Origin of the sequence: Cloacibacterium sp. TD35, from assembly GCF_028864635.1 — a bacterium.
Taxonomy (GTDB): Bacteria; Bacteroidota; Bacteroidia; order Flavobacteriales; family Weeksellaceae; genus Cloacibacterium.
On sequence record NZ_CP104850.1, the window covers coordinates 2,432,161 to 2,446,002 of the forward strand.

10 protein-coding genes are annotated in these 13,842 nt (G+C 35.7%); all 10 read right to left on the reverse strand.

Going from position 1 to position 13,842, the window contains the following annotated elements:
• Window positions 1–524: 524 nt before the first annotated feature.
• A complete protein-coding gene (locus N7277_RS11225; protein ID WP_274779623.1) occupies window positions 525–875 on the reverse strand; it encodes a hypothetical protein in 351 nt (116 codons plus the stop codon).
• Window positions 876–890: 15 nt separating this feature from the next.
• Window positions 891–1,418, reverse strand: a complete 528-nt coding sequence (locus N7277_RS11230) for a hypothetical protein (protein ID WP_274779624.1) — start codon at window positions 1,416–1,418, stop codon at window positions 891–893.
• A 164-nt stretch (window positions 1,419–1,582) separates the two neighbouring features.
• Window positions 1,583–1,924, reverse strand: a complete 342-nt coding sequence (locus tag N7277_RS11235; RefSeq protein WP_274779625.1) for a hypothetical protein — start codon at window positions 1,922–1,924, stop codon at window positions 1,583–1,585.
• Window positions 1,925–2,005: 81 nt separating this feature from the next.
• Window positions 2,006–4,042, reverse strand: coding sequence for a heavy metal translocating P-type ATPase (locus N7277_RS11240; protein WP_274779626.1), 2,037 nt, complete (start codon window positions 4,040–4,042; stop codon window positions 2,006–2,008).
• Window positions 4,042–4,428 carry a methyltransferase family protein gene (locus tag N7277_RS11245; RefSeq protein ID WP_446715111.1) on the reverse strand — a complete coding sequence of 129 codons (387 nt, stop codon included), beginning with the start codon at window positions 4,426–4,428 and terminating at the stop codon, window positions 4,042–4,044. The genes N7277_RS11240 and N7277_RS11245 overlap by 1 nt, the downstream gene beginning before the upstream one ends.
• 225 nt (window positions 4,429–4,653) lie before the next feature.
• The gene (locus tag N7277_RS11250) at window positions 4,654–5,940 is read right to left on the reverse strand and encodes an efflux RND transporter periplasmic adaptor subunit (protein WP_446715112.1); all 1,287 of its coding nucleotides are present in this window, start codon (window positions 5,938–5,940) and stop codon (window positions 4,654–4,656) included.
• 6 nt (window positions 5,941–5,946) lie between these two features.
• Window positions 5,947–10,314, reverse strand: a complete 4,368-nt coding sequence (locus N7277_RS11255; RefSeq protein ID WP_274779628.1) for a CusA/CzcA family heavy metal efflux RND transporter — start codon at window positions 10,312–10,314, stop codon at window positions 5,947–5,949.
• A 234-nt stretch (window positions 10,315–10,548) separates the two neighbouring features.
• Window positions 10,549–10,875, reverse strand: coding sequence for a DUF6660 family protein (locus N7277_RS11260; RefSeq protein ID WP_274779629.1), 327 nt, complete (start codon window positions 10,873–10,875; stop codon window positions 10,549–10,551).
• Between the two features lie 59 nt (window positions 10,876–10,934).
• Complete coding sequence (locus N7277_RS11265) at window positions 10,935–11,342, reverse strand: Fur family transcriptional regulator (protein WP_274779630.1); 408 nt, start codon at window positions 11,340–11,342, stop codon at window positions 10,935–10,937.
• Window positions 11,343–11,569: 227 nt separating this feature from the next.
• Window positions 11,570–13,840: a multicopper oxidase family protein gene (locus N7277_RS11270; RefSeq protein WP_274779631.1), complete on the reverse strand. Its 2,271-nt coding sequence runs from the start codon at window positions 13,838–13,840 to the stop codon at window positions 11,570–11,572.
• Between the last annotated feature and the right edge of the window lie 2 nt (window positions 13,841–13,842).

The window sequence follows — 13,842 nt, forward strand, 5'->3', positions numbered from 1 at the left end:
AGTTTTCCAGTATGAAAATTTTGCACCAAATTCCGCTTCTAAAACGATCGGCTCTGTTCCTCTTTTATAGGAAGTGAAATTTCCTATTTTCCACTTCTACATCATTATTGAATAGTGTAATGGCAATGCTGGTGTTGGTCTTCCACCAACGTTGTATCTGCTGCAGTAGCATAGTTTGCACAATTATACCTTCCTTCTTTTAAATTTATTTTCCAAATAGAAGATAACTTCCTGCCTCCTTCACTAAGCATCTCTGTTTCCTTCGGAATTCTATATTCTAGCTCTGTTTTTGCTTTTTTGGTAAGCTTCCTTTACTTCTTTCTACGCAGTTTCTTATTCTAACTTTTCAGAAAGTTCCTTGGCAGATTTGTTAAGAGCTTCTTCTGAAATTTCTTCTGTGGTTTCTTTAGCGGCAACAGTTTCAACTTGTGAAATTTTTCTAACTTTTAAAGCGGGTAACAGAAAAATGAGAATGTCCCATAAAAAAACAAAACACCTTAAAAATTAAGATGTTTTGTTTAGATTTATTGATTCTCTTCTATAAATTTTTTGAATTTCTCCATAAAATCTATGAACTCTGAAAATGACCAAATAATATCAGCTTCTTTTTTATCTGAATGCATATCAAAAAAATGAGCTTCACTTTTATCTATACTTATTAAAAAATCGCTTCCTTCTACTTGATAATCATATTCCTCATCTCCTGTTAAAGCTTTAGATTTATCAATAATCATTTGAACTTCTGATGGTGTCCAACCCCACCATTCAATTTTTTCTAAAGCAATTAATGATCTGTCTCTAGCTTCTACTCCGTATTGCCAAAGAGGATTTATACTTGGAGTACTATAACTTATTTTTCTAAAATTGTAATTCATAATTTAAACATTTTATTAGTTGACTATCGGGTATGCATTTGTTAAGTTTCCTAACTCATCAAATTCTATCTGAATCCTAAAATGACCTGTACTACAAGGAAAGTCAAATTTTCTATTTATTGATTGTGGGTTAAATGTTTTTCCACTTTTTATCATTTCATCATATACTAAAGCGATTTCTTCTTTAACCCTTGTAATATTCCAATTTTTAGGAAACATACAAGATTTTGCTGTTTTTTCTATCCATTGTCCGTTTTTGTAGCGTACTTCTATTAAAGCATCAAAAGGCATATCATCCACTGGTTCTGTAAGATACCTCCTCACTTTTACATTTTGTCCAATAACAGAATGATTATGTCCTCCAGTCCCTTCAAGTTTTTCAATACCTCTTTTTGATTTAATCTTAAATTCTCCATCAAAATGCAGGTGAAATTTCTTTTCAAATTTGCTTACCCATTTTGCTAAAGCATTTGCTCTTCTTATTTTTGAATTTTTTAGCTTTATTTCATCAATCTCTGTTTCCTTCGGGATTCTGTCTTCCAACTCTGTTTCGGCATCTTTAAAAACTTGATTGGTTTATTTTTCTAATTTTGAAGAAAATGCTAATATAAATTTTGAAGAAATTTTCAAAATTAAAAAAAACGGCAACTTATGGTTGCCGTTGTAAAACTACAAAATTGAAACTTTAAGCTATGATAAATTATTTTTCAACATAAAATCTGTGTGAGGGTGTTAGAGCCCCACATTTCTTCAAACTCTATTTTGTAAGCTTGAGCAAGCGTTTGGTCTTGAATTGCAATAACGTTGTTTCTATCTGGGCTGTAAATTAGTTTTGAAACGATAGTAGGTTTTTGATATTTAAAAAAATGGATTTCTTCCCCAATATTCTTAAATCCTCTGTTTAGAACATATTTCTTTACTTCCGACAAGCACTTTAGAATGATACCTATAACGGCTTCTATCCGTTGTATAGAGTGATCGGCTTCAATCTCCAAATCGTTGATTTCTGTTTCCAGCTTATATAGTGTTTCTGTATAAAATTTGTTCATTTGGCTATTTTGAAGTCTTAAAATTTGGTTTACTAATAGAAAACCCTAAATTTCTTAGATTTTATTGTTCATACTATTAATTTAAAATTTCATCCGTTGTATGCGTACAGCGTTTAAAATTGCCAATAATGCAACTCCCACATCAGCAAAAACGGCTTCCCACATTGTAGCCAAACCACCTGCTCCCAGAACTAATACAATTCCTTTTACTACAAATGCCAATGTGATATTCTGCCAAACAATTTTCTTAGTTTGCTTACCGATATTGATTGCCATCGGTATTTTACTCGGTTTATCATCCTGAATGACTACATCGGCTGTTTCAATAGTAGCATCGCTACCCAAACCACCCATTGCAATACCAACATCGCTCAAAGCCACTACTGGTGCATCGTTCACGCCATCACCTACAAACGCTACGGTTTCGTTTTTGGCTTTGATTTCTTTTACTTTATTTACTTTATCTTCAGGTAGTAAATCGCCAAAGGCATTATTAATTCCTAATTTATTGGCAACAAACCTTACTACGGTGCTTTTATCTCCGCTTAACATTGTGGTCTTTACACCTAATGCTTTCAGTTTGTCAATGGTTAGCTGTGCATCTTCTTTTATACTGTCGGCAATGGTAATATAACCTGCAAATTTTCCATCGTAAGCAATGGCAATTAAAGTGTAAACAATTGTGGTGGGGTCTAAATCATAACTGATATTGAACTTATCCATCAATTTAAAATTTCCTACCAATAATTCTTTTCCATTTACATTGGCTTTCAAACCGTGACCTGCTATTTCTTCTGTATTTTCTAACTTTATAGAACTATCAATTTCGCCTACATATTGATGAATAGCGGTAGCAACAGGATGGGTACTTTGACTTTCTAAAGCATTTACCATTTTCAGGATTTCGTCTTTATTAAATTCAGATTTCAAGATAACTTCTTGCACTTTGAAAACGCCCTCGGTCATTGTACCAGTTTTGTCCATTACTACATTTTGAATACTGGCAATTACATCTAAAAAGTTGCTTCCTTTAAACAAAATACCATTTTTGGAAGCAGCTCCAATTCCGCCAAAATAACCCAAAGGAATGCTTATGACCAAGGCACAAGGACAAGAAATAACCAAAAACACCAATGCTCTGTACAACCATTGACTAAAAACGTAATCGCTCACAAAAAAATAAGGTATTATGGTAATTAGCACTGCCAACAATACAACAATCGGTGTGTAGATTTTTGCAAATTTGCGAATGAATAATTCTGTTGGTGCTTTTTGTGCGGTTGCATTTTGTACCAATTCTAAAATTTTAGAAAGCTTGCTATCAGTATAAGCAGTTGTTACTTTTACCTGTGCAACGGTCGTTAGATTTATCATTCCTGCCAATACAGTTTCGCCTTTGGTTTTGGTGTCTGGTTTACTTTCTCCGGTAAGTGCTGCGGTGTTGAATGAGGCGGTTTCGGATAACAATTCTCCGTCCAATCCTAATTTTTCTCCGGGTTTTAGTTGGATAATATTTCCAATGTTTACACTTTCTGCTTTTACTATTTTTGGCTGATTGTTTTCTAAAACAGTTACTTCATCGGGACGTTGGTCGAGCAAAATTTTAATATTTGCTTTAGCTCTTGTTACTGCCAATGTTTGGAATACTTCGCCAACAGCATAAAACAACATTACAGCAACACCTTCTGGATATTCGCCAATGGCGAAAGCTCCGATAGTGGCAATGCTCATCAATAAAAACTCTGAAAATACATCGCTTTTGCGGATGCTCTCAAATGCTTCTTTAATTACAGGAAATCCAACAGGTAAATAGGCTATTGCATACCAAATAATTCTTACCCAACCTGTAAACCAGGATTGCGGTAGCCAATTATCAAAAGCAATAGCAATCATCAGTAAAACAAAACTGATAATGGCAGGTAAAAACATTTGAAAGGTAGATTTGTCGGTACTTCCGTGGTTGTGACCGTCATCATCGCTGTGTTCGTGGTTGTGACCGTCATTGTTGTGATGCTTTTCTAATAATTTTTTAGCATTAGCATCGGTATATATTTTTTCTTCCTGTGGTGTGCAGCAAAGCTGTTTGCCTTGTGCATCGTATTTATGTTTGTGTTCCATTAGAGTAGTCTTTTAGTTGTTTTTTTATAAATTAAATATTGTTCTCCGTGTTGTTTTTCCAAAAACTCTTCTTCCAGTCTTATCTGAATTTGAATAACGATATAGGTAGTAAGCATCAGGAAAAATGTAAGTGTATTGGGTAGTATAAAAAATATTCCTGCAACACTGATTATCATTCCCAAAAAAATCGGGTTCCGGCTGTAAGAGAATAATCCTTTTGTGATTAATTCGGTTTTGTTATTTTCATCAATACCGACACGCCAACTGTTACTCATTTGATATTGCGCTACTGAAATCCATAGTAATGAAAGGTGTATCAGTATTAATGCAATGATTAAAAACACGTCTTTCATTAAATAAGAAATCGGTACTAAATATTGATACATTTTATCGCTGAACGAATAGATGAATACCGCAACGAAAAGCAATGCTATCAATACTTTCATCACAAAACCGATATAGTCGTGTGCAATATCTGTTTTGCCAAAAGTTATGGGATTGATGCCCGTTTGCTTGTAGGTTCGGTATTATGGTAGCACAAAAGCTACCATAATATACAACACCAAATACACCGGCAAATAAAATTTTAACCAAACCATAGCGTTCAATTTTTAATGTTCGTGACCACCTGTATTGCTTAGTTTTGCATTGACGAAAAACGCACCTTTAACTACAATTTTAGCATTGGCAGGAATTTCATTTACAAAAGTTACAGCGGTGTAACCCATATCAGATACGCCTTTCAGCACTTCTACCTTTTCAAAATTCTTAGCAGTTTTATCTTCTTTATGGTCTTTTTCTTCGCCCTCTTTGTGGTCGCCTTCTTTTTCGCCTTCTTCGTGATGGGCTTCTGCTTCTTTATTGGTTTGTACAAAAATGTAGTATTTACCATCGGCATTTACAATCGCATCATTGGGTACAGCTGGAGTTGTTACATTGCTAAGACTGACAATACCAGTGATGTTCATTCCATCAATTAAACCACTTTTATTACCATTTACACGACAATGAACGGCGATGGTTTTGCTCTCGTTTTCAAAGGATGAACCAATGCTGAAAACTGTAGCATCATACTCAGCAGTAGGATTATTGGTTAAAGTAAAATGAATAGTTTGTCCAACTTTTACCTGTGGTAAATCTTTTTCAAACACCTGTAAATCTAAATGCAATGAACTGTTATCTACAATTTCGATAACCGGCGAAGAAACATCTACATAACTTCCAATTTTGGCAAAAACGTTGCTAACCGTACCATTCAGCGGACTGGTTACGACCAATGCGGATTTTAAATTTCCGTTTGATACCGAACCTGGATTGATGCCCATTAATTGTATCTGCTGTTGCAAGGAAGCTCTGCGGGTTCTTAAACTGCTTAATTCGGCAGTAGCACTTTGCAGATTTTTCTTTGCACCTGCATTGCCTTCATTCAGTTCTTTTTGCCTTGCTAATTCCTGTTCTGCAAACGTAATTCTGCTTGCTGTACTCAAATATTCTTCCTGCAATTGGATGAACTGCGGATTGGCAATGGTTGCAATAACCTGACCTTTTCTTACATAATCTCCAATTTGAACTTTCAGTGTTCTTATCACACCGCCATACAAAGAAGTGGCGTTGGCTTTATTGTTATTGGGAACTTTCAGATTTCCGTTTGCTTTGATGGTTGCTGTTAATTCCTTGTGTTCAATGGTGCCTAATTGTATGCCTACCGTTTTTATTTGTTCTTCGGTAAGTGTGGCAATGGTTGGCGTTTCTTCCTCGTGTGGTGCTTCTTCTTTTCCTGCAGTTTTGGTTTCGGCAGATTTATCTTCTGCTTTCTTATCATTTTTACAGGCAGAAAAAGCAAATAGTAAAACAGCTATGGCTGTCATCAACGTGATTTTTTTTATATTGAATTTCATTTGTACTTATTGATTGATGAATGAATAAATATTGATTACAGATTGGTTGACCTGCTGAATACTTTTGAGGTAATTCAACTGAATATCGGTTGCGGTTTGCAAGGCAAAAAGATATTCTACATAACCGATGTCGCCTGTTTTGTAACCTAATTGTGCTGCTGAAACAATTTCTTTAGCATTAGGCAAAGCTTCTTGCTGAAAATAATTGAACTGCTTCATATCCTGCTGGTATTGCAACAAAGCATTTTGCATTTGCGTTGCCAACGTTCTCTGTTGCTGTTGTGCATTGGCTTCGGCTGCTTGCTTTCTATAATCCAAAGATTTTATTCTGGCTTTGGTAGCACCGTAAGTAATGGGAATTGCAATGCCGATGTTTACAGAATTAAACCGGTTTCCGCCATTGAAAAACTTCTCAGCTCCATTCACATTTTGAAAACCAATTAAAGACTGATTGACATACCCAATCGTAAAATCGGGTAAACCTTGTGCCCGTTCTACTTTTTTGGTTTTTTCCGCAATAACTGCTTCCTGATACAAAGATTGAATAGCAGGATGATTGGCTACTGCATCATTATCCAACAAATTTGAAATTTGTAAAGGCTGAAAATTTCCATTTCCTGATATGGTAAAATCTTCTTTCGTATTCATCAATGTTTTCAGATTGGCAACGGCATTATTTAAGAAAACTTCATTTTGTTTTAATAACAAATTGATTTCGCCTTTCTTGGCTTCTGCCGTACTGATGTCCACTTTTTTGGTATCGCCCGTTTTGTAACGAAGCTTTGCAATGCCTATGAAATTGTTGTACAAACTGTCTAATTCCTGTAGTTGTTTTTGATTGTGTTGCAAGTACAAAATTTGATAATAATAAGTACGTACTTGGTTTTTTAATTCTAAAACACTCAAGTTCTTCTGCAATTCTTTACCTTTAATTTCAGCATTAATCAACTCCTTTTTTGCTCCGAATAATGACGGAAAAGGAATGGTTTGTGACACCTGAAAAGACTGGTCGAATTTGGTGCTGTTGTATTGTCCCAACTGTGCATTAATATCCAACTTAGGTAATTCTCCGGCTGTTTTTTTCAACGCTTTGCTGGCATCAATTTCTAAATCTGAAGCTTTAATGGCTTGATTATTTTGAAGCGCAATATTTATCGCATCATCAACACTTGATAAATGCTGTGTTTGTGCATTTGCTGTAAAGCCTGTTAATGACAGAAGCAATACAATGATAGTTGCAATAGATTTCACTTTGGGTTTTCTTTTTAAATTAATTTTTGAATTGAAAATGATGTAGAGTAAAGGCAGAACGAACAGCGTAAGGAAAGTTGCCGTAACCAAACCACCGATTACTACGGTTGCTAAAGGTTTTTGAACTTCTGCACCTGCACTGCTACTTAGTGCCATCGGTAAAAATCCTAAGCTCGCAACGGTTGCCGTCATCAATACAGGTCGAAGTCTTATTTTTGTTCCTTCGATTACTCGTTTGAAAACATCTTTTATTCCTTCTTTTTCCAATTGGTTGAAAGTGCCTATCAATACAATTCCGTTAAGAACGGCTACACCAAACAAGGCGATAAAACCAATTCCTGCACTGATGCTGAAAGGCATTCCACGAAGCATTAAAGCCAATACGCCACCAATGGCGCTCATCGGAATTGCGGTAAATATTAAACCTGCTTGCTTAAAGGAACGGAACGTGAAATAGAGCAACACAAAAATTAATAACAAGGAAATAGGAACGGCTATCATTAATCGGTTACTGGCTTCCTGCAAGTTTTCAAATTGACCGCCATACGTGAAATAGTACCCCGGTGGTAATTTTACCTGTGTATTTAATTTTTGTTGAATTTCTTCTACCACACTTTGTACATCCCTATCTGCAACGTTGAATCCGATTACAATTCTACGTTTTCCAGCTTCACGGCTTATTTGTGCCGGACCTAACTTATAATCAATATTTGCTACTTGTGATAATGGTATTTGATTACCTGTTGAAGTGGGTATCATCAGATTATTTACATCTTCTATACTACTACGATATGTACTGTCTAAACGTACGACCAAATCAAACCTTCTTTCGTTTTCAAAAACTACTCCTGCACTTTTACCTGCAAACGCAGTGCTTACCACGTTGTTCACATCTTCCACTGTTATTCCGTAATTGGCTAAGCGAGTACGGTCATATTCCACATTTATTTGCGGTAAGCCACTCACACGTTCTACTTGTGGAGATGTAGCGCCTTCTACTGTTTGTATAACCTTACTAACCTTATCAGCATTCAAGGCAAGCGTATCTAAATTTTCTCCAAATATTTTTACTGCAACATCTTGCCTAATACCTGTCATCAACTCATTGAAACGCATTTGTATTGGCTGGTTCTTTTCGAAAAATACACCAGGTATTGCTTCTAATTTTTCATTGATAGCATCTGCCAATTCATCATAACTTCTGCCACTTTTCCATTCACTTTGCGGTTTTAAAATAACCATTAAATCTGTCGCTTCAGGTGGCATTGGGTCGGTTGGTACTTCTGCGGCTCCGGTTTTGCCTACTACCATTTTTACTTCGTCAAATTCTTTAATAATTCTTGAAGCTTGCATTGAGGTTTCTATACTCTGGCTCAATGAACTTCCTTGTGGCAAAATGCAATGAAAGGCAAAATTTCCTTCCTGTAACTGTGGTATAAATTCGCCACCCATTCGGCTGAATAAAAAAAGGCTAAAAGCAAATATGGCAACGGTTATACCTACTAGCCAATATTTTATTCTGATGGCTTTTTCTAACAATGGCTGGTATTTTCTTTGTAGCCAATTCATCATCCTATCCGAAATAGTTTCTTTGTGTACTGGCTTCTTAGATAGGAATAAAGCACACATCATCGGGATGTAGGTCAAAGACAAAATCAACGCTCCAAAGATTGCAAAACCTACTGTTTGTGCCATTGGCCGAAACATTTTTCCTTCAACACCCACCAAAGTCAAAATAGGAATGTAAACGATTAGGATAATGATTTCACCAAAGGCTGCACTATTACGAATTTTGGAAGCTGAGGTAAATACTTCATTATCCATTTCTTGCTGTGTGAGCCTTTGTGTAGATTTCCTTAAACCTAAATGATGCAATGTGGCTTCTACAATAATTACCGCACCATCTACAATTAATCCAAAATCTATTGCTCCCAAACTCATTAAATTGGCACTTACGCCAAACACATTCATTAAAGCCAAAGCAAACAGCATTGCCAAAGGAATAGCGGATGCTACTATCAATCCCGCTCTAAAATTCCCCAAGAAAAGAACCAAAACAAAAATGACAATCAATGCACCTTCTATCAAGTTTTTTTCTACAGTACTCATTGCTCGGCCAACTAATTCTGTACGGTCTAAATAGGGTTCAATAATTATATCTTCGGGTAAGGATTTTTGAATAACTGGTAATTTCTCTTTGATGCGATTTACAACCTCATTGCTGTTTTCGCCTTTCAACATCATTACCACACCGCCAACTGCATCTACTTCGCCGTTATAAGTCATTGCGCCATATCTTACCGCACTTCCAAATCTTACATCGGCTACATCTTTAATAAAAATAGGAATACTGCCACCGTCATTTTTTATACTGATATTTTTTACATCATCCAATGAAGTTACCAAACCGATACCTCGGATGAAATAGGCATTCGGTTTCTTATCAATGTATGCACCGCCTGTATTTTGGTTATTTTTTTCTAATGCAGTAAAAATGTCGGTAACACTTACCCCCATAGCTTTTAAGCGATTGGGATTTACTGCTACTTCGTATTGTTTCAGTTCGCCACCAAAACTATTTACTTCGGCAATTCCGGGAGTTCCATATAATTGCCTTGCTACAATCCAATCCTGCATTGTGCGTAGGTCTTTTGCATTGTATTTTTTTTCACTGCCTTTTTTCGGATGGATGATGTATTGATAGACTTCTCCCAATCCGGTACTTACTGGTGCAAGTTCTGGCTTGCCAATACCTTTAGGTATATTTTCCTCTGCTTCTTTTAGTTTTTCGTTGATAAGCTGACGGGCAAAATAAATGTCTACTTTATCTTTAAATACTACTGTAATTACCGATAAGCCAAATCTTGAAATACTCCTTGTTTCTTCTATATCTGGAATATTGGCAATGCTTTGCTCAATAGGGAAGGTTACTAATTGTTCTACTTCTTGTCCTGCCAATGTGGGGCAAACCGTAATTATTTGCACCTGATTATTAGTAATATCGGGTACGGCATCAATGGGTAGTTTTGTGGCACTCCACACTCCCCAAATGATGAGTAACAAGGTCATTATCCCAATGACGAGCTTGTTTTTGATGCTGAATTTTATAATGTTATCTAACACGTGTATCTGTTTAATTTTTTGATAAATAAATTATTACCTCTTGCCATAAGAAGCCAACAGATAATCAAATAACTATTGGATGAAGTGGATAATGCCTGTAATTATTTCTATAAACAAACATTCATAGAAAATACATAACACGAACACGCTAACAGTACCGTAAAGCCAATAAAAGGCATACAATTACTGAGGCTTGCAACAAACCATCAATAGCATTAAGAAAATCTGAAAAAATTAAACAGTAAATTTGGGAGGATGCCAAATACTTCCTGAGTAGAAGGAAATTAAAGTAAAATCACGAAGTGTAATTTTTTTAACAACAATAGTGGGTTTAGGTTGCTTGATTTCAAAAGGTTTGAAATGGTAAGTAGCAATACTTATACTACAACAATTGCAATAACAAAAAGAACTGCAATTGTCATCGCTATCTTGATTGTGGTCGTGAGATTGAACGGTTTCAATTTTAGGAATGGTATCCTCACACTGATTGCTTCCATCGCTACAAGGCAATGAAGAAAGTACCATCAGGTAAAAAGTCCATATTGTGATTATCCATCTCATTTATAGTGCAAATATAGAAAAATAATCCTTGCAATCCGATTGCAAAGTTTCATAGTATTTTAGTTGCATCTGTCACATCGTCCTTTAAGTACCAAATTGATACCTTCTAATTTAAAGTTTTGTGGAATATTGATGTTTGGAATTTCCGTATCGGTAAGACAAAAAGTTCGCTGGCACTGGGAGCAATGAAAATGTGTATGCTGTTCTGAAGGTTTGCAACTGCACCCAGATTGGCAAAGTGCATATTTTGCAATTCCTGTTCCGTCGTCAATAGTATGGATAAGTTTGTGCTCTAAAAAAGTTTTCAGCGTTCTGAATAAAGTGACATTATCAGCTTTTTCAAACTGTTCTGCTAATTCCTTATGACTGATGGCATATTGCTGTTTCAACAATTTTTCTACTACCAACAAACGCATTGCTGTGGGTTTAATATTTCTTTGTTGTAAAATATTTTCTTCATTTTTCATAATGATTAATTTCTATTATGATTTATTCTAAATTGAGAGCTATGTTAAAAGGGTGTTCAAACTAAGGGTTCTGCTATTTATATTTAATCTACAATATAATTTCTTATTAATACGAATTAAGGGTTGGATTTTAATAGTTATGGTTTTGCAATGTTTAATTTTTTGTAACAAACCGCAAATTAATTGATAGTTTTAACCCTTAATTCGTATTATATATACACTGTTTACTAATAATTCATTACGAGCCCCACTCCAAAACCCATATCGCTATCGTAATGTGTACGGATGCCCATATTTTTGTTAATGATGTACTTTAGGTCTGCCATATATTCCATATCAGTATTGACCATAAATCCTGCTCTTAATCTTTTAGAAATAGGAATGTCTTCACGCATTAATGACAACCTAACAATGCCATCGTGATATACCTCTGCCTGAAAATTGACTAACATTGGCAATGTGTACATAAAACCTAAACTAAAGGCTCTACGTGTATCCTTCTCATTTTTTTGCCCAAACAAATTTGTTTCGTGTTCGTCCATTCCCTTTTTACGATACCTCCAGTCAAAACCGATGAATGGCATAAACCATTGCATTTTACCAATATATCGTCCTAAATGAGTTTCTACTTCATAACCGTGCATATCATTGTAGCCCAAACGCCATTCTGTACCTAAAGACCATCTTGAGTTCTGGAGCATTGCATCACCATCATTACCATTAGTTGCAAAATCATTCTGCGCCATAAAGTGTGGCATATTGCTTTCTCTCTGCAACTTGTTATAGGCTTGTTTTTTGTTGGGTAAATTCGGATTTTGATAATCATCCACTGCAAAAACCCTGTTCATTCCCGACATCATATGATAAAGGATATGACAGTGGAAAAACCAATCTCCTTCTTCGTTTGCTAAAAACTCAATGGTATCAGTTTCCATTGGCATTATATCTATAACATTTTTTAGTGGTGATTTTTCGCCTTTACCGTTGATTACCCTGAAATCAAAACCATGCAAGTGCATCGGGTGGCGCATCATTGAGTTATTATGAATGGTAATTCGTAGAATTTCTCCTTTTTTTACAGGTATTTTATCAACTTCTGAAAGTATTTTATTATCCATACTCCACACATAACGGTTCATATTTCCGGTAAGGGTAAATTTCAATTCTTTTACTGGCGCATCTTTAGGAAGTTCCGTATTGGAAGGAGATTGTAGCATTGCATAATTCAGCGTTTTGATTTCTCCCAAAGCATTTGCATTGTAACGGTTGGGATCATTTTCCATATTCATATTGTGTTGACTATGGTCTTCTTTTGGTTTTGCCTCTCCAGTAATTTCAGGATACATTACCACGTTCATATCCATTTGGTTCAGGCTCATTTTCATTCCCATATCGTCCAAATCTCCATTCATCTTCATCATATCGTTCATCATCTTCATCCCTTCAAAATATTTTAATTTAGGAAGTGGAGATATTAATTGTTTGATGCCATTGCCCACAAAATAGCTTGCGGATTGTGTTCGGTCTTCAGTAGTAGCTAGAAACTCATAAGCAACACCATCTTCAGGAATTGTTACTACAATATCGTAAGTTTCAGAAACTGCAATGATTAATCTATCTACTTCCACAGGCTCTACATCATTACCGTCATTGGCAACTACGGTTATTTTACCGCCTGCATACCGCAACCAAAAATAGGATGAAGCTCCACCGTTTGATATTCGCAATCGTACTTTATCGCCTGCTTTTAGCGTTTTGCCGTCAACAGTTTTTAAATCGGTAGTATACTTTCCGTTGATTAAAATTTTATCGTAATAAACATCGCTTACATCCATTGCCAGCATACGTTTCCATTCGTTCTTTATTTTTGTTTTAAAATGTCCTTCTCTAATGGCTTCTGCGTAAGACTGTGTTGCATTTTTTTTAATAGCTGCCCAATCGTTGGCATTATGCAGCATCCTGTTAATGTTGTCGGGGTTAAGATTTGTCCACTCGCTTAAAATTATGGGAACGGTTGGTAAATCATCTATTCCTTTTCTAAAGGTTTTATCATCATCCTTTTTCTTCATTATAAAACTACCATACATCCCAATTTGCTCCTGCAAACCAGAATGTGAGTGATACCAATGCGTTCCGTGTTGGATAATTGGGAAACGATAGGTATACGTTGTGCCTGCCTTAATAGGTTTTTGTGTAAGCCAGGGCACACCATCTTCTTTGTTGGGCAGGAACACTCCGTGCCAATGCAATGAGGTACTTTCTTTTAATTGGTTATGTACAACAATTTCGGCTGTATCACCTTCTGTGAATGTAAGCGTTGGCATTGGTATTTGACCATTTACGGAAATGGCTCTTTTTTCTTTGCCTGCGTAGTTGACAAGCGTATCTTTTACATACAACTCGTAACGAACTACTTTTTGTGCAAAGAGAGATTGCGAACATAACAGTATAAAAACTGCTTGCAGCAACCTGATCGTAATATTTTTAGGTATATTCATTT